This is a genomic window from Marinobacter sp. DUT-3 (assembly GCF_050379435.1).
Taxonomy (GTDB): Bacteria; Pseudomonadota; Gammaproteobacteria; order Pseudomonadales; family Oleiphilaceae; genus Marinobacter.
On record NZ_JBNRMG010000018.1, the window covers coordinates 1 to 22,094 of the forward strand.

Here is a 22,094-nt window from a genome sequence, read left to right on the forward strand (position 1 = left end):
GGGCCCTCTCCACCCGCCGGGCGGCCGACACCATGTGATCCTCATAAAGAGGTAGGGTGAAATACGCCAACAGCACAAGGGTGGTTCAGTCGGGAGGTTGATAAAATCATCGTATCGGTAAGCTGACCCACATCAAGTGGTCGTCGCCCAGGTTGCCATAAAATGGCGACTTTCCGGCTTGCCCCCATTTCGACGTTCAGAGTTCCTGTTATGATTTCCACGCCCGCATTTGCATCCAATGAATCCACCCTCCCGGAATTTATCTGGGATGACGCGCTGATCAGGCGTTATGACCTGAGCGGTCCGCGCTATACCTCCTATCCGACGGCCGTGGAATTCAACCAGAACTACCCGATAACAGACATGGTGGAGGCCGCTGCCCGCAGCAAGGCCAGCGGTCGGCCGTTATCCCTCTATACCCATCTGCCATTCTGCGCCCACCTTTGTTACTACTGCGCCTGCAACAAAGTGATCACCAAACAGCGCCACAAGGCCATTCCGTACGTGGAAAGATTGCTGAAGGAAGCCGCGATACAGTCCCGGCTTTTCGGCGCGGACCGACCGGTCAAGCAATTGCACTGGGGCGGCGGCACGCCCACCTTCCTGCCGAACGATGTCATGGCGCATTTGATGGCGGGTTATGGTGAACTGTTCAACCTGCAGACCAATGAAGATCGTGACTACAGCGTGGAGATCGATCCGCGCGAAGTGGACCAGGACACCCTTTCCACCTTGTGGCAGTTGGGCTTCAACCGTATCAGCCTGGGGGTGCAGGATGTGAATCCCCAGGTGCAGAAGGCGGTGAACCGCATCCAGCCCCGTGACATGACCGAGGCCGTGCTGAACGAGGCCCGCCGACTCGGTTTCCGCTCCATCAACCTGGACCTGATCTACGGCTTGCCACACCAGACACCGGAGAGTTTTGCGGAAACCCTGGAGGCAGTCATCGAGATGTCACCGGACCGGCTCTCGGTGTTCAGCTACGCCCACCTGCCGGACCGGTTCTACCCACAGACCCGGATTCTGGCCGATACCCTGCCTACGCCCCAGCAGAAGCTGACTATCCTGCACAACACCATCAACCGGTTGCTGGAGGCAGGTTACGAATACATCGGCATGGACCATTTCGCCAAGCCCGACGACAGTCTGGCAGTGGCCCAGAGACAGGGGCGACTGCACCGGAACTTTCAGGGTTACACCACCCATTCCGATTGCGACCTGGTGTCTCTGGGCGTATCCGCCATCGGCCAGACCAATGATGCCTACTTCCAGAACAATCACGACCTGCCGTCCTGGGAAGCGGCTATCGATGCCGGCCAGCTTGCCATTACCAAAGGCGTGAACCTGACCCGGGACGATCGCATTCGCCGCTGGGTGATCGGTCAGCTTATCTGTCAGTTCCGTCTGGATCGGCAACAGTTTTCAGATATTTGGGGGGGAAATCTCGACCGTTACTTTGCTGATGAACTGCACCGACTGACCCCGATGATTGGTGACGAGTTGATTGCGGACGACGGTCAAACGCTGCAGGTTCAGCCCGCCGGCCGGCTATTGATCCGCGCTATCTGCCAGATCTTTGACCTGTATCGCAAAGCGGGAGCGAGTCAGAGGTTCTCGCGCATTATCTGACAGGCTGATCCGCTGATAATGATCAAGGCATTGAGCATGATTTGCCGATAACGTTATCTCCACCTGTTCAGCGGAGATGTTTATGGAGCTCGTCTGCCCGGCCGGTAGCTTGCCGGCCCTGAAAATTGCCGTGGATAACGGCGCCGATGCGGTGTATTTCGGTTTCCGTGACAGCACCAACGCCCGGCAGTTTGCAGGACTGAATTTCAACGACAAACGTGCCGCCGAAGGCATCGGGTATGCCCACTCCAAAGGCAGCCGGGTATTTTGTGCCATCAACACCTATCCGCAACCGGATGGTTGGGAACATTGGAAAGCGGCAGTGGACCGGGCCGCTGCCTTGGGTGTGGATGCCATCATCCTGGCCGATATGGGGCTGCTGGATTACGCCGCCAACAAGTACCCGCATATCCCCCGTCACCTGTCCGTACAAGGCTCTGCCACCAGTCACGAGGCTCTGTCTTTCTACAAGGACAACTTCGATATCCGCCGTGCCGTGTTGCCCCGAGTGCTTTCGCTGGATCAGGTGCGGGGTGTTGCAAAACACAGCCCGGTTGAGCTGGAAGTCTTCGCCTTTGGCAGTCTGTGCATTATGGCGGAGGGGCGCTGCTATCTTTCCTCCTACCTTACGGACGAATCTCCGAATACCCGTGGCGCCTGCTCGCCGGCCAAAGCTGTGCGCTGGCAGGAAACGGCCCAGGGGCTGGAATCGCGCCTGAACGATGTGTTGATTGACCGCTATGGCGACGGCGAATCCGCTGGCTACCCGACCCTGTGCAAGGGCCGTTTTGAGGTCGAGGGCAATGTGTATCACGCTATTGAGGAACCGGTCAGTCTGAACACGATGGACCTGCTGCCGGAGCTGAAGTCGCTGGGTATCAGTGCCGTGAAAATTGAGGGCCGTCAGCGCAGTCCCGCCTACATCGCGGATGTGGCGCGCACCTGGCGACAGGCTCTGGATCACCTGGACGTAGCTCCGGATGACTTCACGGTCGAATCCAGCTGGCGGAACACACTCTCCAGCCTCTCCGAAGGCGGCCTGACCACCCTGGGCGCCTACCACCGTAAGTGGAAATAAGGTTTACTCGGTATGATGAAACTCTCACTCGGGCCGATTCTGTGGTTCTGGTCCAAACAGACGGTTTTTGATTTCTACGGCAAGGCCGCCGAGTGGCCGGTAGACACTATCTACCTCGGCGAAGCCGTGTGCTCACGCCGGCGGGAACTGAAACCCGATGACTGGTTCGATCTGGCCCGCGATCTGAAAGCCTGTGGTAAAGAGATAGTGCTTTCTACCCAAACTCTGATTGAGTCCGAGGCCGACCTTCGTCGCTTGCGAAGAATTTGCGATCAGAACGAGTTCATGGTGGAAGCTAATGACCAGAGCGCCATGCAGGTAGCTATTCGCAACGGCATTCCATTTGTTACCGGCCCGTCCATGAACACATACAATGTGGCCACGCTCAAGGTACTGGCAAAGCAGGGTCTGAAGGGCTGGAACCTGCCGGTGGAGCTGGGGAAGGAAACCCTGGATGAGCTTATCAAAGGCTTGAAAGAAGAAGGCATGGACTTGCCCGCGGAAGTGTTCGCCTGGGGCTTCCTGCCCCTGGCCTGGTCCTCCCGTTGCTTTACTGCGCGCCATTACAACCTGCCGAAGGACAACTGCGAGTTCCGCTGTCTGCAGCACCCGGACGGCATGGAATTGCGCTCAAGGGAATCACAGGAACTGTTTCGCCTGAATGGGATATCAACCTTGTCTGGTTCCCGTTATGACCTGATGCGGGAGCTGCCGGATATGGATGACATGGGGGTGTCTATGGTGCGTCTGAGCCCGGAACACCAGGGCATGGAGACAGTCGTCCGCCGGTTTGACAGGGTTCGCCGTGGTGAGGTGCCAGAGCAGGATCCATTGGCTTTGGTGGAAGCGCCTCCATGTAATGGATACTGGTACGGTCGTCCGGGTATGGAGTTGGTCGTGCGTTAGTGTTTATCTGAAAATAGACCGGAAATCCCATTCCAGGCTGTCGAGCAGGTTCTTCAGCCCGAGCCCCAGCTCCGTGTCGCCTTCAATGACCAGGCGACGCTGGAAGAACAGTTGGTCTGGATCCAGCCGGCGTTCAGCAAGCGTTTTAAAGGCAGGTAGGGAGCCGCGAATCGTCGCTTCACCCAGGCCATCTATAATGCGCAGTCGACCGGCCCAGAAGCCGATAGTGACGCCTGGTTGTCCACCATTAATTTCCAGCCGGATACGGCGGCCCTCGAAATCGTCAAATTCACCGTCGGCGATTGCGGCGGCAAACAGGCGGTTCAGTGGTGCTTCAGCAACCAGCTGTTTGACGGGCAAAGGGATCCTTCGATCAATAGCGCCCAGCGTTGGCCCCGGTGAAGGCAGGTATTCCCCCAGGACTGTGAGGGATTGCTGGAACAGGGCGCTGTTGAAAGGGGCAATTGTGTGTTTTGAAAATACCATGACTTAACTCCGGTCAGTCAGAGACCCGTCCAGAGTAAAGCAAAGCCGATGGCAACGATTTGATATTACTCAGCCCTTGTGAAGGCCTTCTTCCACCGCCCATACCGCCACTTCCACCCGAGAGCGTAAGTTCAGCTTTTTCAGCAGATGCTTCACGTGAACTTTCACGGTGCCATCGCTGATATCCAGCTTGCGGCCAATCATCTTGTTGGACAGGCCCTCGGCAATCAGACGCAGGATGTCCTTTTCCCGCGGGGTCAGGCTGTCGAAGTCCGGGCGGGAGGACTGCTGGGGCTTCTGTGAGCGCAGGGCTTCTGCCAGGAGTGTGGTGAGGCGGTCACTGATCACCAGTTTGCCGACAGCTGCCTGGTGCAGTTGCTGGATCATATCTTCCGGTTCCATATCCTTGAGCAGATAGCCATCGGCACCGGCTCTCAGGGCGGCTACCACGTCGTCTTCGTGGTCGGAGACGGTGAACATCACAATGCGGGAGCTGATGCTCTGCTCCCGTAGCGTCTTGAGTGCTTCAATGCCATTGACTTCCGGCATGTTCAGATCCATCAGGATCAGGTCCGGTTCGAGTTCCGTTGCTATGCGGATGCCATCAGTGGCATTGCTTGCCTCGCCGACCACCTGCATATCGTCTTCCATTTCGATCAACTGTTTGATGCCCTGTCGAAGTAGCGGGTGGTCATCAATCAGCAGGATGCTCGCGGGGGTTTCTGACATGGATCCTCCTCTGTCTTTGTCATGGGTCAGAGTATCAGCCATTGGATACCTCTGAAGTAATCAGGTGGCGGCTTTTAGGTACGAACGTCAGCGACACTTCCACACCTGCGTTTTCCCTGTTGTGAATGCCGACCTTGCCTCCGAGTGTGCGGGCGCGGTCCTGCATGATAATAAGGCCGTAGTGTTGCAGCGGTTGGTCACCTCCAGGCAGCCCCTTGCCATTATCCAGTATCCTGATCCGCACGCGCGGTGATTCGAACAGTACCTGAACGGCGATTTCGGTGGCCTCGGCATGCTTGACGGCATTGGCCAGCCCCTCCCGAACGATCTGGAGCGTGTGGATTTCCTCATTTGGCGACAGGGTCTGGAGTGGCAGGTTGTACTCAAGTTTTACCTGGTAACCCAGCCGTTCAGAAAATTCATCAATGGTTTGCCGTAGGGCGGATGCCAGGTCAGGGGTGTCCAGCTTCAGACGGAAAGTGGTCAAGAGCTCCCGGAGTTGCCGGTAGGCGCTGTTCAACCCGGTACTGAGTTCTTCGAGAATAAGGTTGTGAGCTGTCTGGTATTCGCCGGTAATGTTCAGGCGTCGTAATCTGGCCACCTGCATCTTCAGGTAAGACAGGGACTGCGCCAGAGAATCGTGAAGCTCCCGGGCGATGACCGCTCTCTCCTCCGCCAGGGTTAATTGCTGTTCTTCGGTGATCTGACGTTCAAGGAATATGGCGGTTGCGAGTTGATCACTGAGGGTTTCAAGCAGCCGGCGCGCGGTATCCGGCAGCCCTTTGTCTGCGGGATACCATACTTCCAGGGTTCCCAGCAGCAGGTTTGGTGTGCGAATCGGTAGCAGCAGACGTCGCCCATCATTGTCTTCACCGGGGAGGTCGTCATATTCCTCGGGGGTTACCAGGCAGGCATTGCAGTGGCGATCCCGGCAATAAAACGGGCGTTCGTTGGTGGACGTGGTAATCGCCTCCACCGGTTCGCTGGAATGCTTGTCATGAAGGAACAGCCGGATAGGGCCAATGCCCAGAAGTTGCTCCAGTTCCTGAAGCATCGGTATAGCGCCGCTGCAAAGGTCATGGTTGGCGAACAGGGAGCGGCTGGCCGAGTGGAGCAGTTCCAGGGCCGAATGGCTGATTTCCAGTTCCCGGGTTTTCTCCCTGGCTTCTTCCTCCAGTTCGGAATAGCTCAGTGCGAGTTGGCTGGTCATCTGGTCGAACGCATTGCCCAGCTGTGAGAGCTCGTCAGTGCCGCTGAGATTGGCCTTGCGCGAGAAATCTTTCTCACCCACTGCGACAGCGATACCAACGAGTTTGCGTAGCGGTCGCAGGACGCGATTTTTCAGGTCCAGAAACAGGGCGGCGACGATCAGTACTGAGAACACAAGGCTGAATATCTGGATCAGGCGCAAGAGTTCGACTCGGGCTTCCGTCCGGTTTTCCAGCATCGCTACCAGGTCGTTGACGATGGACACATAGTCCCGGGTGGTTGTCAGCCTTGCCCCGGGGTCCTCTCCGGATTCTATTGCCGGTCTGAGTTGTCTGTGCCACGCGTCCAGCATGTCCTGGTAGCGGCGTGCGAGCGGATGACTCTCCTCGGTCGGAATAGCATGCCTGAAACCTTCATTGGAAAGGCGTTTTTCATACTGCTCGATCCGAGACGATAGATCTGACCGGGTTTCGTTGCCGGTGGAGGCCGTGGTCAGCAGTTCAAAGGCCCCCATACGCAACGAGCCGGCAAGGTTGATGGCCGTGGCGTTCCCCTCAATGCTCCGGGCCACGCCCAGGGTCATCACCATGCCGATAACTGCAGTGAGCACAATGGCGCCGACGGTAATGGTGATTCTGTTAATAAGGGGAACTTTTGAATTCATGTGGCCGCTCAGTGGGGCTCTGGTGGATCGTGATTTTGACCCAGCATGCCGCTGGAGTATACCTATTTGAAGATAGTGAGTTACCCCGATAGGTGATAACCCATCATAGTCTTTGACCCCGAAGACATCAAAACATGAAACTGAAAGTCAGGTTTCCCGCCGGCTTATGATGGGCAGTGCCATGGATTTCAACCGTGACCAGGATGATGACAACCTCACTTCGCTATTGGTGGTGCTGCCGCTCGCCGTAACCGGCTTTGTGGTGGCTGCCGGATGCTGGACATTGTTTGCCGTAGCCGGCGTGCATCTGCGTGAGACCATGGCATTGAGCGGTGTACAGTTCAGCCTGTTGCTGGCTATGCCCATGGCCACGGGGGCGATGCTGGCGGTTCCCGCGGGCCTGGCCGCCCAGTACCTGGGGGCCAGGCGGGTCATGATTGCCTGTCTGGCGGGGTTGGCAGCATGCATGGTGTTGGTCCTCAATGCAGAGACATTCTGGGGCTATCTGGTGGCTTCTTCCGGACTTGGGCTGGCGGCGGGTTTTTACAGTGCCGGTCTTCAGTTCGTGGCCAGCCATTCTTCAGACCGGCATTTGGGGCTTGCCCTGGGGGTGTTTGGCGCAGGAGTGACGGGGGCGGGCCTGAGTTATTACCTTATCCCGTTATTACACCGTGCATTTTCCTGGCAGGGTGTCCCGCTGGCTTACCTGACGGTACTTCTACTCGTTCTCGTGCTGATGGTCCTGCTGACCGACGAAGGGGACGCCGGCCGCCCGGGCTCGAATGACCCTCCCACGCCACTACTGGACAGATTGCGCTCAATACGGATGTGGCAGTTGTGTCTGTATTTTGGTCTGGTAGCCGGGAGCTTTTTTGCTCTTGCATTGTGGTTGCCCGACTATCTGACGTCCCGTTTTGAACTGACCACCAGGGATGGAGCGAGTCTGGCCCAGTGGTTTGTGATTCCCGGAGCCCTGGCTCAGATAGCGGGTGGCGGACTGTCGGACAGATTCGGCACCGGGAGGGTCATGGTCCGCGCGCTGGGTTTCTGCCTGATTGCTCTGTTCGTGCTGTCTTACCCGCCGATGACACTCCTTGTTCAGGGGGTAGAAAAAACCATCGAGGTTGAGTTTGTGCTGCCGTTGGTACTCGAACGAATCTTTGTGGTGTTACTGGGCATTGCCCTGGGGTGTGCCATGGGAGGCATTCAGCGCATGTTGGTGGCGGAAAATCGTGACGGTGCGGCTTTTGCTGCTGGCTTGCTGCTGGTGATCGCCTGCTCGGTGGCATTCCTTTTGCCGTTGCTGTTCGGCGCGGTCAACCAGTGGCTCGGGGTTCGCAGTGCTGTTTTCATGATCCTGTTTCCGTTGTTCGCGGGCTGTCTGTTTCTGTTTGCCCGCAGTCAAAGGCGCAGTGAGCGTCAGGCGTTACTCCACACTGGTGTATAGGCGTTATACCCCGGGGGTGGTAGACCCGGGTTATGAGGTAGTAACCACGCAGATTTCAGGGTTTTTCTCCCACACAATGGTCTCAAATCGGAGCCGCATCAGAACAGTGATCCGGCAGACGGGCAGATGGAGAGAGAGACCATGAGTCATTTGATCGACAAACTGAATTACTTCAGGAAGAAGCGCGAGCCGTTCGCCAACGGCCACGGCGAAACCCACGATGTCAGTCGCGAGTGGGAAGACAGCTATCGCCAGCGCTGGCAGCACGACAAGATCGTGCGTTCCACCCACGGTGTAAACTGCACCGGCTCCTGCAGCTGGAAAATCTACGTCAAGAATGGCCTGGTCACCTGGGAAACCCAGCAGACCGACTACCCCCGTACCCGTCCGGATCTGCCCAACCACGAGCCCCGCGGCTGCCCCCGTGGCGCCAGCTACTCCTGGTACATGTACAGCGCCAACCGCCTGAAGTACCCGCTGATGCGAAAGCATCTGATGAAGCTCTGGCGCGCTGCAAAAGTTGAACGCAAGGATCCGGTGGATGCCTGGGCTTCCATCGTGGAGGACCCGAAGAAAACCGCCGAATACAAGCCCCGCCGTGGCATGGGCGGCTTCGTACGCTCCAGCTGGGACGAAGTCAACGAGCTGATCGCAGCCTCCAACGTCTACACCGCCAAACAGTATGGCCCGGACCGCATCATCGGCTTCTCTCCGATTCCGGCCATGTCCATGGTGTCCTACGCCGCCGGCAGCCGCTACCTGTCCATGATCGGTGGTGTGTGCATGAGTTTCTACGACTGGTACTGCGACCTGCCGCCGGCTTCCCCGCAAACCTGGGGTGAGCAGACCGACGTTCCCGAGTCCGCGGACTGGTACAACTCCGGCTACATCATCGCCTGGGGCTCCAACGTACCCCAGACCCGTACCCCGGACGCCCACTTCTTTACCGAAGTGCGTTACAAGGGCACCAAGACCGTTGCTATCACTCCGGACTACGCGGAAGTGTCCAAGCTGTCCGACGAGTGGATGAACCCCAAGCAGGGCACCGATGCGGCTCTGGGCATGGCCATGGGCCACGTGATTCTCAAAGAGTTCCACGTCGACAAGCCCAGTGAGTACTTCACCGATTACGTGCGCCGCTACACCGACATGCCGTACCTGGTGATGCTGGAGCAGCGTGAGGACGGTCGCTACGTGCCGGGCCGCTTCCTGCGTGCCAGTGACCTGGTGGATGGCCTGGGGGAAGAGAACAACCCCGAGTGGAAAACCATCGCCATCGACGAGAAAACCAACCAGCTGACCGCCCCCAATGGCTCTATCGGTTACCGCTGGGGTGAGAAGGGCAAGTGGAATCTCAAGCAGACTGCCAGCACCCAGGATGTAGAGCTGCAGCTGTCCATGGTCGAGAAGCACGATGACGTTGTGGACGTCGCCTTTCCTTACTTCGGTGGTATCGAGCACGATCACTACAACCACGTGGAAGTCTCCGACACCCTGACCCACAAGCTGGGCAGCCGCAAAGTGCAGCTGGCTGACGGCAGCGAAGGCCGCGTGGTTACGGTATTCGATTTGATGGTGGCCAACTACGGCATCAGCCGTGGCCTGGGCGATGACGATGGTGCCACTTCCTATGATGAGGTGAAGCCTTACACCCCCGCCTGGCAGGAAAAGATCACCGGTGTGCCTGCTGACAAAGTGATTCGCATTGCCCGCGAGTTCGCCGACAACGCGGACAAGACCAAGGGCCGTTCCATGGTCATCGTCGGTGCCGGTATGAACCACTGGTACCACATGGACATGAACTACCGTGGTCTGATCAACATGCTGATCCTGTGTGGCTGTATCGGCCAGAGCGGTGGTGGCTGGGCCCACTACGTTGGCCAGGAAAAACTGCGCCCGCAGACCGGCTGGCAGCCACTAGCCTTCGGCCTGGACTGGCAGCGCCCACCGCGCCACATGAATTCCACCTCCTTCTTCTATGCCCACTCCGGCCAGTGGCGCTACGAGAAACTGGGTGTGGACGAGATCCTGTCGCCGCTGGCGGACAAGTCCAAATTCGGCGGCAGCCTCATCGACTACAACGTCCGCGCCGAGCGTATGGGCTGGCTGCCCTCCGCGCCGCAGCTTAACCGCAATCCGCTGGGTATTGCTGCGGAAGCTGAGAAAGCCGGCATGGAAGTGGCCGATTACGTCGCACAATCCATGAAGGACGGCTCACTGGCCTTCGCCAGCGAAGATCCTGAAGCGAAGCAGAACTGCCCGCGCAACCTGTTTGTGTGGCGCTCCAACCTGCTGGGCTCCTCCGGTAAGGGCCACGAGTACATGCTCAAGTATCTGCTGGGCACAAAGAGTGGCCTGCAGGGCAAAGACCTGGGTGTTGAAGGCGGCGCCAAGCCGGAAGAGGTGAAATGGCACGACGAGGCGCCGGAAGGCAAGCTCGACCTGCTGGTGACCCTGGACTTCCGCATGTCCACCACCTGTCTGTACTCGGACATCGTTCTGCCCACGGCCACCTGGTACGAGAAGAACGACCTGAATACGTCGGATATGCACCCGTTCATCCACCCGCTGACCGCCGCTACTGACCCGGCCTGGGAAGCCCGCAGTGACTGGGAGATCTACAAGGGCATTGCCAAGGCATTCTCCAAGGCCACCGAAGGCCACCTGGGTGTCGAGAAAGACGTGGTCACCCTGCCGCTGCTGCACGACGCACCGGCGGAGCTGGGCCAGCCGTTCGATGTGAAGGACTGGAAGCGCGGTGAGTGCGACCTGATCCCGGGCAAGACCGCGCCCAACTTCATCACCGTGGAGCGGGACTACCCGAACACCTATGCACGCTTTACCTCCCTTGGGCCGCTGATGGACAAGCTGGGTAACGGCGGCAAGGGCATCAACTGGAATACCGAGAAGGAAGTGAAGTTCCTCGGTGAGCTGAACTACAAACATATAGACGGTGCCAACGCCGGTCGTCCGAAGATTGAAAGCGCCATTGATGCGGCGGAAGTGATCCTGACGCTTGCGCCGGAAACCAATGGCCAGGTGGCGGTGAAGGCCTGGGCTGCCCTGTCCGAGTTTACCGGACTGGACCACTCCCACCTGGCGAAGAACAAGGAAGAGGAAAAAATCCGCTTCCGGGACATCGTGGCTCAGCCGCGCAAGATCATCTCCAGCCCCACATGGTCAGGTCTGGAAGACGAGCACGTGTCCTACAACGCCGGCTACACCAACGTCCACGAGCTGATCCCGTGGCGCACCCTGACCGGTCGTCAGCAGTTCTACCAGGACCATGAGTGGATGCGCGCCTTCGGTGAAAGCCTGCTGGTCTATCGTCCGCCCATTAACACCAAGACAGTCAGCAGCATGCTGAACCAGCGCAGCAACGGTAACCCGGAGAAAGCGCTGAACTGGATCACGCCGCACCAGAAGTGGGGCATCCACAGCACCTACAGCGACAACCTGCTGATGCTGACCCTGTCCCGCGGTGGCCCGATTGTCTGGCTGAGCGAGGACGACGCCAAAGAGATGCAAATCGAAGACAACGACTGGATCGAACTGTTCAACGCCAACGGCGCCATTGCGGCGCGGGCGGTGGTCAGCCAGCGGGTCATGCCGGGGATGGTGATGATGTATCACGCACAGGAGCGCATCGTGAATATTCCAGGCTCCGAGATCACCGGTACCCGGGGCGGTATTCACAACTCGGTCACCCGGGTGTGCCCGAAGCCGACCCATATGATCGGCGGTTACGCCCAGTATTCCTACGGGTTCAACTACTACGGCACCGTAGGCTCCAACCGCGATGAGTTCGTGGTGGTGCGCAAGATGCACAACGTCGACTGGCTCGACGGTGAAGGCAATGACACTGTTCAGGAGGCTGTAAAATGAAAATCCGTTCCCAAGTCGGCATGGTACTGAACCTGGACAAGTGCATCGGTTGCCACACCTGTTCAGTAACCTGCAAAAACGTATGGACCAGCCGTGAAGGCATGGAATACGCCTGGTTCAACAACGTCGAAACCAAGCCCGGTATCGGCTACCCGAAAGAGTGGGAGAACCAGGACAAGTGGAAAGGCGGCTGGATGCGTGACAGCTCTGGCAAGATCCGCCCGAAAATCGGTGGCCGCTTCCGGGTATTGGCGAACATCTTCGCCAACCCGGACCTGCCGGAAATTGACGACTATTACGAGCCGTTCGATTTCGACTACCAGCATTTGCACACCGCAGGTGACAGCAAGCATCAACCAGTTGCCCGGCCACGCTCACTGATCTCCGGCCAACGCATGCAGAAAATCGAATGGGGTCCCAACTGGGAAGAAATCCTGGGCACCGAATTTGCCAAGCGCCGCAAGGACAAGAACTTCGATCAGGTCCAGGCGGACATCTACGGCCAGTTCGAAAACACCTTCATGATGTACCTGCCGCGTCTGTGCGAGCACTGCCTGAATCCCACGTGTGTGGCCAGCTGCCCCAGCGGCGCCATCTACAAGCGGGAAGAGGACGGCATTGTTCTGATCGACCAGGACAAGTGCCGTGGCTGGCGGATGTGTGTCTCCGGCTGCCCGTACAAGAAGATCTACTTCAACTGGAAAACCGGCAAGTCCGAAAAGTGCATTTTCTGCTACCCGCGCATTGAAGCCGGCCTGCCCACCGTCTGCTCTGAGACCTGTGTCGGCCGTATCCGCTACCTGGGCGTACTGCTGTACGACGCGGACCGCATCGAGGAAGTGGCCAGCGCCCCGGGCGAGCATGAACTGTACGAGAAGCAGCTGGAAATCTTCCTGGACCCGAACGATCCGAACGTGATCGAGCAGGCGAAGAAAGACGGCATTCCGATGAACGTCATCGAAGCCGCCCAGCAAAGCCCGGTCTACAAGATGGCGGTGGACTGGAAACTGGCCCTGCCACTGCACCCGGAATACCGCACCCTGCCCATGGTCTGGTACGTGCCGCCCCTGAGCCCGATCCAGTCCGCGGCGGAAGCCGGCAAGGTCGAGTTCGACGGCATACTGCCGAAGATCGAAAGCCTGCGGATTCCGGTGAAGTACCTGGCCAACCTGCTCACCGCCGGTGACGAGAAGCCGATTGTACGGGCCCTCAAGCGGATCATGGCCATGCGCCTGTACAAGCGCGCGGAAACCGTGGAAGGCAAGGAAGACCTGCGGGCACTGCAGGAAGCCGGGCTGACCAAGGCCCAGGCGGACGAAATGTACCGCTACCTGGCCATTGCCAATTACGAAGACCGCTTCGTGATCCCCACCAGCCATCGTGAACTGGCGAAGGAAGCATTCCCGGACGCCACCGCCTACGGCGAGCGCAATGGTTGTGGCTTCAGCTTCGGTGACGGCTGCAACGGCGATAGCGAATTCAACATGTTCGGCGGTCGCAAACAGACCACCAGCATGGTCCAGAAACTGTCTACCGTGAAGCAGGTAGATCCCAGACAGCTACAGGAATAAGGAGGCCATCATGCAACTACTGAAAGTTATGGCAAGGCTGCTGGAATACCCTACCGCCGAACTGCAGAAATCCAGGGATGCCCTGGTGGCTGCTGTCCTGGAGGACAACCGGCTGCCGAGAAAGAACAAAGCACAGCTGCTCCGATGCATCGAGTTGGTGTGTGACGACGACCTGATGGACATGCAGGAAAACTACGTGGGGACTTTCGACAGGGGAAGGGCGACATCGCTGTTGTTGTTCGAGCATGTACATGGCGAATCCCGGGACCGCGGCCAGGCCATGGTGGATCTGATGGAGCAATACCGCACCAACGGTCTGGAAATTGATGCGAGGGAACTGCCGGATTACCTGCCACTGTTCCTGGAGTATCTCTCTACCAGGCCATGGGATGAAATCAGAAACTGGCTGGAAGACATCCACCACATTCTGGGTTTGCTGGGTGAACGACTCTATCAGCGCGAGAGTCTCTATCACGTAGTGATGGACTCATTACTGGAATTGTCCGGTCGGCAAACCGACCGCCGGGAGCTGGCGCAACTCGTGGCCTCCGAAGAACGCGACGACACCCCGGAAGCCCTGGATAAAGTCTGGGAAGAGGAAATGGTGAAGTTTGTGGACGATCAGGGAAGCTCCTGCAGTACCGGAGGCGTTGTTGGCCAGCGCCGCCGCGAACTGGAACAGACCCAGACCATTCACCTGAGCGACCAGCTGATAACGGATGCAACGCCCCGTCAGGCAGGAGGCGCCTGAGGGCGCGGGAGGAAACGACAATGTCTTATCTGAACACACTGTTATTCGGAATCTACCCCTACGTTGCCATCGTCATCATGGTGATTGGTACCTGGGCGCGCTACGACCAGGGTCAGTTCACCTGGAAAGCGCATTCGAGCCAGATGCTGCGCAAGAAGAATATGGTAATGGCCAGCGTACTGTTTCATGTGGGCGTACTGGTGATCTTCTTCGGCCACCTGGTTGGCCTGCTGACGCCACACGCGCTCTACGAGCCATTCATGACCCCGGGCACCAAGCAGGTCATGGCGATCGTGGTGGGCGGTATTGCCGGAGTGATGGCGATTATCGGCGGCGGTATGCTGGCCTGGCGCCGGCTGACCGACCCCCGCGTGCGGGCCAGCAGCAGCTTTGCCGACAACATGATCATCGTGATCCTGGTGATTCAACTGGCCCTCGGGCTGGCAACCATACTGCCAACCATGGGGCACCTGGATGGCGGCACCATGCTCAAATTCTCTGCCTGGGCCCAGGGAATCTTCACCCTGCAGGGCGGCGTGGCGGACTACATCGCCGACGTGCACTGGATCTACAAGACCCACATCTTCCTGGGCCTGACCATCTTCGTGCTGTTCCCGTTCACCCGGTTGGTGCACATGTTGAGCGTGCCGGTGGAGTATTTCGGGCGGAAGTATCAGGTGGTGCGCAAGCGCGCGTGAGGAGAAACATCATGCAACTTATACCAGTAGGTGAAGCCGAAAAACCCAGAAACCAGTTCCCGCCGGTCTACGTGGGTGACACCCTCATCGGCGAAGACGACATCGCCCGGGAAATGCAGCACCACCCGGCCGAAGAAGTCGCCGAAGCCTGGCACGAGGCGGCCAAAAGCCTCGTCATCCGCGAGCTCCTCCTGCAACAGGCCAGCCGCCTGCAACTGGACGACATCGCCGACGAAGAAGACCGCATTGCCCGCGTACTGGAACAGGAACTTGACGTCCCCGAACCCACCGAGCAGGACTGTGAACGCTTCTACGCCGCCAACCCCGGCCGCTTCCGCAGCCCGACTCTATTGGCGGTGAGCCACATCCTCCTGGCCGCTGCCCCGGACGACGTCCAGGAACGCATCCGCCAGGAAGAAGCCGGCCGGCAGCTCCTGTCTTCCCTGCTCGACGGCCGCGCCCAGTTCGCCGAACTGGCCAAACAATACTCCGCCTGCGAATCCCGCCACCAGGGCGGCAGCCTGGGTCAGATCAGCAAAGGCCAGACGGTAGAAGAATTCGAACGCCCCGTCCTGTCCCTCCAGGAAGGCCTCAACCCGGAACTGATCGAAAGCCGCTACGGCTGGCACATCGTCCGCGTGGACCAGCGAATAGACGGCGAACAATTGCCCTACGAACACGTGAAGCCGCAGATACGACAATACCTGAGCGAAAGCGTCACCCGACGGGCGTTCCGTCAATACCTACAGGTTCTGGCTGCGGAAACCGGTGTGGAGGGTGTGGATCTAGAAATTCCTGATTCACCCTTGATGCAATAAGGGGAGTACCCCGAGATTAACTCCAATGTACGGAGGCCTGCGGGTGGGACCACTTTCCAAAACTGTGCGGAGCCATGGATGGCGGAGCCCAAGCGCCACATGGATGTGCCGCAAGGAGCGTGTTTTGGGAAGTGGTCCCACCCGTAGGCCTGTGCTCCCATGTAAAGGAACAAATGACCAGCCAACCTCTTCTTTGAGGTAAATCAATTACTCAGAAAGAACCCACCAACTACCCACAACGGGGGAGCGATTTCCCCCTCTCGCCCCACTACCATAAAAGCCAGATATGAAATGCATTATTAATGCAGAGGCAAACATCATGGCACTATTACAATCCGCCGAAACACGATACAGCAAACCGGTTCTGGTCGCGGTGAACAAAGCTTTTGACGAAGATGACCGGTTGGCGCCCATGCGCAAGCATGCACTGTTCTCATCACTGAGCGATGCGGACCTCACCGCACTGATGCAACAGTCCAGACGCCTGCGCCTTGGCCATCATCAACTGCTGTACCGCCAGGACATGCCGGCCCACCACTTCTTCTTCGTGATCTCCGGCCGGCTCCGCCTGTATCGCCTGGACGCCTCCGGCATAGATCGCACACTGGAAAGCATTGCCCCTGGCGACTGCTTCGCGGAAGTCATGATCTACGCCGACCCGGCAAAATACGCCTGTTACGCCGAAGCGCTCAAATCCAGTGAAGTACTGATGATCCCCGTCAAGGCGTACCAGGAACTGCTGGAGAGAAAGCCCGAATACACCCAGGCGGCACTTCGCCATTATGCCAGGCGCGCTGTGGCACGCTTTCACGACCTCGAAATCATGACAGTACAAAGCGCCCGGGATCGCCTGATCCGGTACCTGATAGACCTGCTGCCGAATGGCGCCGATGAAGGCGGGGAAGTGGAGTTGCCGTTACCGAAATGCCTGGTGGCGTCCCGTCTGGCCATGCAGCCGGAAACCTTTTCCCGGATTCTGGCAGACCTGAAGTCGAATGGCCTGGTACGGGTCAATCGCAGCCGCCTGTTTATCTCAGACCCCGGCCGGCTGGTCCAGATCAGCCAGTAGTTTTCCGGGTGTCACGGCCCATCGGTGGAGGGACCATGAAAACCAGAAAGCAACGACCGCTGATCTATTCCTGTTCCGGTTGTTCCGACGTCGCGCAGCTCGCCAACAATGCCGCCGTCAGGCTCGACCACGCGGGTGAGTTCGAGATGTCCTGTATTTCCGGTGTCGGGGGCAAAGTCCCTGCGCTGGTCAAAACCGCACGTTCCGGGCGCCCGATTGTGGTGATTGATGGTTGCCCGCTCCACTGCGCACGGGAGTGCCTGGAAAACGTTGGTGTTGTGCCGGATGACCATGTCCGCCTGTACGACTTTGGCTTCAAAAAACACTACGAACAGAGCTACGGCGATGAGTCCGTGGACGAAGTTTGCCAAACGGTTCTCCAGCGCCGTCGCCAGCTTCGACTCATTGACGGTCAGGACTGACCCTATTTTCAGAACACAGGATACCCAGCACATGATCTCCAGCTATTCCGACTTGCTCAAAGCCGCCAATGCCGAAGCAGAACCCCAGCGCCTGCTGTTTGTATTCTGTCGCGCGGAACTTCCGGACGATGCGTCGGCAGCCGAGAAGGCCGCCTTTTCCAGAGGGGAGGGCGGCGCCCTGACCCCGGTTGTATGTGTCGACAAATCTCCGGATGAAGTGCATGACTTTCGCGCTCTCGTTGAAGAATCGCGTCAGACAGGACAAACGTGGGATGTGGTCTTTGTCGCAGCCATGTCCGGCCGTGGAGGCATGGCGCCTTCCTCCGATGAAGCACAACAACCCCTCACCATGATGGTGGAATCCGTCCGCCTGGGCCACGTCGGAAACTACCTGCCTCTGGACCGTGAAGGTCAGGCGGTTGTTCTTGGATAGGCGCATGGAAAGAGGTATTTGAAGTTTGTGTTATATCGGCTAGCTTTATCTAAGCAGCCCGTTCGCAGTGAGAAATATCAAATATCCCAACGCGCCAAGCCATTAGTATTTCTTCTGTCGCTACTCTATTCATGCAGGTATCCCTCGGGGGTGTCGTGAGTTTTATTCAACGTGCTGTCACATCCATTATCTCGCTGGCGTGTCTGGTTCTGTTTCCAATGATGGCGGCCATGGCAGCGGCTCCCGATACCTATGAGCCACTGGCCGCCCGACAGGTGATCGCGCAGGCGTTCCCCTCTGTTTCAGACATTTCACCCACGGAAGGCAATCGCGCAATTCAGGAGCTTCGCAATGGTGAAGAGCTCCTGGGCTATGCCTACCAGACGCTGGATTTCGTGCAGACACCGGCCTACTCCGGCAAACCGGTAAACGCCATCGTGGTGCTGGATACCGAGGGCGTCATCAAGGCAACACGGGTAATTGCCCACGACGAGCCCATTCTTCTGGTGGGCATTCCCGAGAGCAAACTGGATATCTTTACCGATCAGTACACCGGGCTGGCGGCGGATCAGCGGGTGACCGTGGGCGGTCGCTCATCAGACACACGGGTATCGGTAGACGGCCTTTCCGGCGCCACGGTCACAGTGATGGTGATCAACGAGGTCATCATGAAAACCGCCCACCGGGTGGGTGCCGAGCTGGGGCTGGTTGAAGGAGGAAGTGACTCCAGGCCACCGATGGCGGAACTTCGAACCGGTAAATTTACCGAAAAAAGCTGGGCTGACCTGACCGGTGACGGCTCCGTACGTCGTTTGTTGCTTACCCGTGGGCAGGTAGACGACGCCTTCAAGGGAACCGGGGCGGAAGGCATTGATGAAGCCGCACCGGCCGAGCGCGATGAGACACTGATCGATCTCTACACCGGTTACCTCAATGTGCCCACCGTTGGGAAAAACCTGCTGGGAGAGAGCCAGTACCAGTGGTTGATGTCCGAACTGGAAGAGGGTGAGCATGCGATCGCCGTTATGGCTGACGGTGAATACTCTTTCAAGGGCTCCGGTTACGTGCGTGGCGGTATTTTCGACCGCATACAGGTGCGTCAGTTTGGCGATACCTTCAATTTCCGCGATCTGGACTATCACCGCCTGAGCGACGTCTACGCAGAAGGTATGCCTCGCTTTTCCGAAATGGCGATCTTCATCATCCGCCAGCAGTATAACTTCGACCCGGGTACACCCTGGTCGCTCGAGTTGTCGGTCAAGCGCCAGACCGGCCCGCTGGACAGTGAATTTGCTGTATTCCCGCTCGAGTACCAGTTGCCGGATCATTACTACTCCCGGCCAAATGCGGAATTGACCGAGGAAGAATGGCTGGAAACGCAGCCCCTGTGGGTCCAGGTTTGGTACCAGCGCCAGTTCCAGGTGGCGGTGCTGGGCGCGGGCATCGTCGTGCTGTTGCTGATCCTGTTCTTCCAGGACTGGTTGGCCAGTCGCCCCAGGTTGATCCGTTACATCCGCCATGCCTTTCTGACTTACACCCTGTTCTTTATTGGCTGGTACGCACTGGGCCAGCTCTCGATTGTGAACGTGCTGACTTTCGTGCACAGCCTTGTCAGTGACTTCAGCTGGGATACCTTTCTGATCGATCCCATCATGTTTGTGCTCTGGGCTGCTGTCGCTGGAATTGTCCTGTTGTGGGGGCGTGCGGTCTATTGTGGCTGGCTTTGCCCATTCGGCGCCTTGCAGGAACTGCTCAACGAGATTGCCCGCAAACTGAAGGTGCCCCAGTACGATCTGCCCTTTGCGGTTCACGAGCGCTTATGGGCCATCAAATACCTCATTCTTCTCGGGCTGTTCGGGGTGTCTCTGGATTCCTTATCCACGGCGGAGCAACTGGCGGAAATCGAACCGTTCAAGACCGCCATTACCCTCCGGTTCGACCGCAGTTGGCCGTTTGTGACCTACGCGGTGATGTTGCTGGTGGTCAACCTGTTCACCCGCAAGGTGTTCTGTCGCTATATGTGCCCGCTGGGAGCCGCGCTGGCGTTGCCCACCAAACTGAGAGTGTTCGATTGGCTGAAACGCCGCAGGGAATGCGGAAACCCGTGCCGGTTGTGTGAACACGAGTGTGAAGTACAGGCCATTCACCCTGATGGCAGGATCAACTACATGGAGTGCCACTATTGCCTTGATTGCCAGGTGACCTATTTCAATGACAACAAGTGCCCACCGCTGATCGTAAAGCGCCGCGGCAAACGCCGTGGCCATAACGCACCGGGCCATCCGGAACAGATACCGGTCACCCAGGTGACATAGGAAATGCAGTGAAACGATACGCAATACCGCCATTACCAACAACGGAGTTGGACGCTATGAAAAAGAGAGAAGAACCTGGCAAAGATGCACTGGATGAAAACGGCCTGAGCCGCCGAAAATTCCTGGGGGCAACCGCACTGGCAGGCGCCGTGGGCGCAACAGGGCTTGGCGGTGCCGTCATGACGCGGGAGTCCTGGGCTGCTGCGGTCAAGGACGCCAAAAACAAGGTCCATGTTGCGCCCGGCGAGCTGGACGAGTATTACGGCTTCTGGAGCGGTGGTCACCAGGGCGAAGTGCGTGTTCTGGGCGTGCCTTCCATGCGTGAGCTGATGCGTATTCCGGTGTTCAACGTGGACTCCGCCACCGGCTGGGGCATCACCAATGAAAGCAAGGACGTACTGGGGCATGACAAGACTTACCTGAACGGTGACTGTCACCACCCCCACATTTCCATGGAAGACGGTCGTTACGACGGCAAGTACCTGTTTATCAATGACAAGGCCAACAGCCGCGTTGCCCGCATCCGTCTGGATATCATGAAGACGGACAAGATTACCCATGTGCCGAACGTTCAGGCCATTCACGGCCTGCGACTGCAGAAAGTGCCTCGCACCAAATACGTGTTCTGTAATGCCGAGTTCGTGATTCCGCATCCCAATGACGGCAGCGACTACAGCCTGGAAAACAGTTACACCATGTTCAGCGCCATTAATGCAGACACCATGGAAGTGGCCTGGCAGGTGATTGTCGACGGTAACCTGGATAACACGGACGCCGACTATACCGGCAAGTACGCCGCCTCTACCTGTTACAACTCGGAGAAAGCGGTGGATCTGGCCGGCACCATGCGCAACGACCGCGACTGGGTGGTGGTGTTTAACGTCGAGCGGATTGAAGCCGCGGTCAAGAACGGCGATTTCAAGACCGTTGGTGATTCTGACGTACCGGTGGTGGACGGGCGTGAGGGCTCGAAGCTGACCCGTTACATTCCGGTGCCGAAGAACCCGCACGGTCTGAACACATCGCCAGACGGCAAGTACTTCATTGCCAATGGCAAGCTATCCCCAACCTGTTCGGTTATCCAGATCGACAAGCTGGACGACGTCTTCGATGACAACATCGAGCTGCGCGATGCCATCGTGGCAGAGCCGGAGCTGGGTCTTGGGCCGCTGCATACCACCTTTGATGGTCGCGGTAACGCCTATACCACGCTGTTTATCGACAGCCAGGTGTGCAAGTGGAACATCGCCGATGCCATCAAGAATTACAATGGTGAGAAGACCAATTACATCCGCCAGAAACTGGATGTGCATTACCAGCCGGGGCACAACCATGCGTCGCTGACCGAGTCCCGCGATGCCGACGGCAAGTGGCTGGTAGTTCTGTCCAAGTTCTCCAAGGACCGTTTCCTGCCGGTTGGGCCGTTGCATCCGGAGAACGATCAGCTGATCGATATTTCCGGTGAGGAGATGAAGCTGGTTCATGACGGCCCGACCTACGCGGAGCCCCATGACTGTATTCTGATTCGTCGTGATCAGATCAAGACGAAGAAGATTTACACCCGTGACGATCCTTCATTCGCCAGTGCCCGGGCGCAGGCGGAGAAAGACGGTATCACCTTGGAGGGGGCCAACGAGGTTATCCGCGACGGCAACAAGGTGCGTGTTTACATGACGTCTGTGGCGCCGCAGTACGGGATGACGGAGTTCAAGGTGAAGGAGGGTGACGAGGTTTCGGTGTATGTGACCAATCTGGATTCCGTGGAGGATGTGACTCACGGGTTCTGTATGGTGAACCATGGAGTGAGTATGGAGATCAGTCCGCAGCAGACGGCGTCGGTGACCTTTACGGCGGGTAAGCCGGGGGTTTACTGGTATTACTGCAACTGGTTCTGTCATGCGCTGCATATGGAGATGGGGGGGCGCATGTTGGTGGAGAAGGCCTGATCAAGGCTTCGGTCGGAACTCCCTCGGGGGTTCCGGCC

17 protein-coding genes are annotated in these 22,094 nt (G+C 58.0%); 14 read left to right on the forward strand and 3 right to left on the reverse strand.

Translation table 11 applies throughout. The annotated features are described in order from the left end of the window. Positions 1 to 210: 210 nt before the first annotated feature. The 3 genes from hemN to ACQUWM_RS18365 all read left to right on the forward strand — a co-directional run bounded on the left by hemN (position 211) and on the right by ACQUWM_RS18365 (position 3,613). Positions 211 to 1,629: an oxygen-independent coproporphyrinogen III oxidase gene (hemN, locus tag ACQUWM_RS18355; protein WP_428923056.1), complete on the forward strand. Its 1,419-nt coding sequence runs from the start codon at positions 211 to 213 to the stop codon at positions 1,627 to 1,629. Positions 1,630 to 1,711: 82 nt separating this feature from the next. After that, on the forward strand, positions 1,712 to 2,707 hold the full coding sequence (gene ubiU / locus ACQUWM_RS18360; RefSeq protein WP_407002532.1) for a ubiquinone anaerobic biosynthesis protein UbiU: 996 nt from the start codon (positions 1,712 to 1,714) through the stop codon (positions 2,705 to 2,707). 12 nt (positions 2,708 to 2,719) lie between these two features. Then, on the forward strand, positions 2,720 to 3,613 hold the full coding sequence (locus ACQUWM_RS18365; protein ID WP_428923057.1) for a U32 family peptidase: 894 nt from the start codon (positions 2,720 to 2,722) through the stop codon (positions 3,611 to 3,613). Positions 3,614 to 3,616: 3 nt separating this feature from the next. Here ACQUWM_RS18365 and ubiT read toward each other — a convergent pair whose 3' ends face one another. The 3 genes from ubiT to ACQUWM_RS18380 form a co-directional block, all read right to left on the reverse strand. Next, on the reverse strand, positions 3,617 to 4,099 hold the full coding sequence (gene ubiT / locus ACQUWM_RS18370; protein ID WP_407002530.1) for a ubiquinone anaerobic biosynthesis accessory factor UbiT: 483 nt from the start codon (positions 4,097 to 4,099) through the stop codon (positions 3,617 to 3,619). A 69-nt stretch (positions 4,100 to 4,168) separates the two neighbouring features. Next, entirely contained in the window at positions 4,169 to 4,828 is a 660-nt protein-coding gene (narL, locus tag ACQUWM_RS18375; RefSeq protein ID WP_428923058.1) for a two-component system response regulator NarL, read from the reverse strand. A 34-nt stretch (positions 4,829 to 4,862) separates the two neighbouring features. Continuing rightward, the gene (locus tag ACQUWM_RS18380) at positions 4,863 to 6,701 is read right to left on the reverse strand and encodes a histidine kinase (RefSeq protein ID WP_428923059.1); all 1,839 of its coding nucleotides are present in this window, start codon (positions 6,699 to 6,701) and stop codon (positions 4,863 to 4,865) included. A gap of 181 nt (positions 6,702 to 6,882) precedes the next feature. On the opposite strand from ACQUWM_RS18380, the gene ACQUWM_RS18385 reads away from it, so the two are divergent. From ACQUWM_RS18385 to nosZ, 11 genes are all read left to right on the forward strand, one after another. Further along, positions 6,883 to 8,148, forward strand: a complete 1,266-nt coding sequence (locus ACQUWM_RS18385) for an MFS transporter (protein ID WP_428923060.1) — start codon at positions 6,883 to 6,885, stop codon at positions 8,146 to 8,148. 141 nt (positions 8,149 to 8,289) lie between these two features. Then, positions 8,290 to 12,033 (forward strand): nitrate reductase subunit alpha, encoded by a 3,744-nt coding sequence (locus ACQUWM_RS18390; protein WP_428923061.1) that lies wholly within the window; start codon positions 8,290 to 8,292, stop codon positions 12,031 to 12,033. Next, entirely contained in the window at positions 12,030 to 13,604 is a 1,575-nt protein-coding gene (narH, locus tag ACQUWM_RS18395; protein WP_407002525.1) for a nitrate reductase subunit beta, read from the forward strand. Before ACQUWM_RS18390 ends, narH begins: the two co-directional genes overlap by 4 nt. Positions 13,605 to 13,614: 10 nt before the next feature. Next, positions 13,615 to 14,355, forward strand: a complete 741-nt coding sequence (gene narJ, locus ACQUWM_RS18400; protein ID WP_428923062.1) for a nitrate reductase molybdenum cofactor assembly chaperone — start codon at positions 13,615 to 13,617, stop codon at positions 14,353 to 14,355. Positions 14,356 to 14,375: 20 nt separating this feature from the next. After that, positions 14,376 to 15,053, forward strand: coding sequence for a respiratory nitrate reductase subunit gamma (gene narI / locus ACQUWM_RS18405; protein WP_407002523.1), 678 nt, complete (start codon positions 14,376 to 14,378; stop codon positions 15,051 to 15,053). Between the two features lie 11 nt (positions 15,054 to 15,064). Beyond that, positions 15,065 to 15,871 (forward strand): peptidylprolyl isomerase, encoded by an 807-nt coding sequence (locus ACQUWM_RS18410; protein WP_428923063.1) that lies wholly within the window; start codon positions 15,065 to 15,067, stop codon positions 15,869 to 15,871. Between the two features lie 319 nt (positions 15,872 to 16,190). Further along, a complete protein-coding gene (locus tag ACQUWM_RS18415; RefSeq protein WP_407002521.1) occupies positions 16,191 to 16,940 on the forward strand; it encodes a Crp/Fnr family transcriptional regulator in 750 nt (249 codons plus the stop codon). A gap of 35 nt (positions 16,941 to 16,975) precedes the next feature. Further along, positions 16,976 to 17,362: a putative zinc-binding protein gene (locus tag ACQUWM_RS18420; protein ID WP_407002520.1), complete on the forward strand. Its 387-nt coding sequence runs from the start codon at positions 16,976 to 16,978 to the stop codon at positions 17,360 to 17,362. A gap of 31 nt (positions 17,363 to 17,393) precedes the next feature. Beyond that, positions 17,394 to 17,795, forward strand: a complete 402-nt coding sequence (locus ACQUWM_RS18425; protein WP_407002519.1) for a ribonucleotide reductase subunit alpha — start codon at positions 17,394 to 17,396, stop codon at positions 17,793 to 17,795. 218 nt (positions 17,796 to 18,013) lie between these two features. After that, positions 18,014 to 20,110 carry a transcriptional regulator NosR gene (nosR, locus tag ACQUWM_RS18430; RefSeq protein ID WP_428923080.1) on the forward strand — a complete coding sequence of 699 codons (2,097 nt, stop codon included), beginning with the start codon at positions 18,014 to 18,016 and terminating at the stop codon, positions 20,108 to 20,110. Positions 20,111 to 20,166: 56 nt separating this feature from the next. After that, entirely contained in the window at positions 20,167 to 22,056 is a 1,890-nt protein-coding gene (nosZ, locus tag ACQUWM_RS18435) for a TAT-dependent nitrous-oxide reductase (protein ID WP_428923064.1), read from the forward strand. The last annotated feature ends 38 nt before the right edge of the window (positions 22,057 to 22,094 follow it).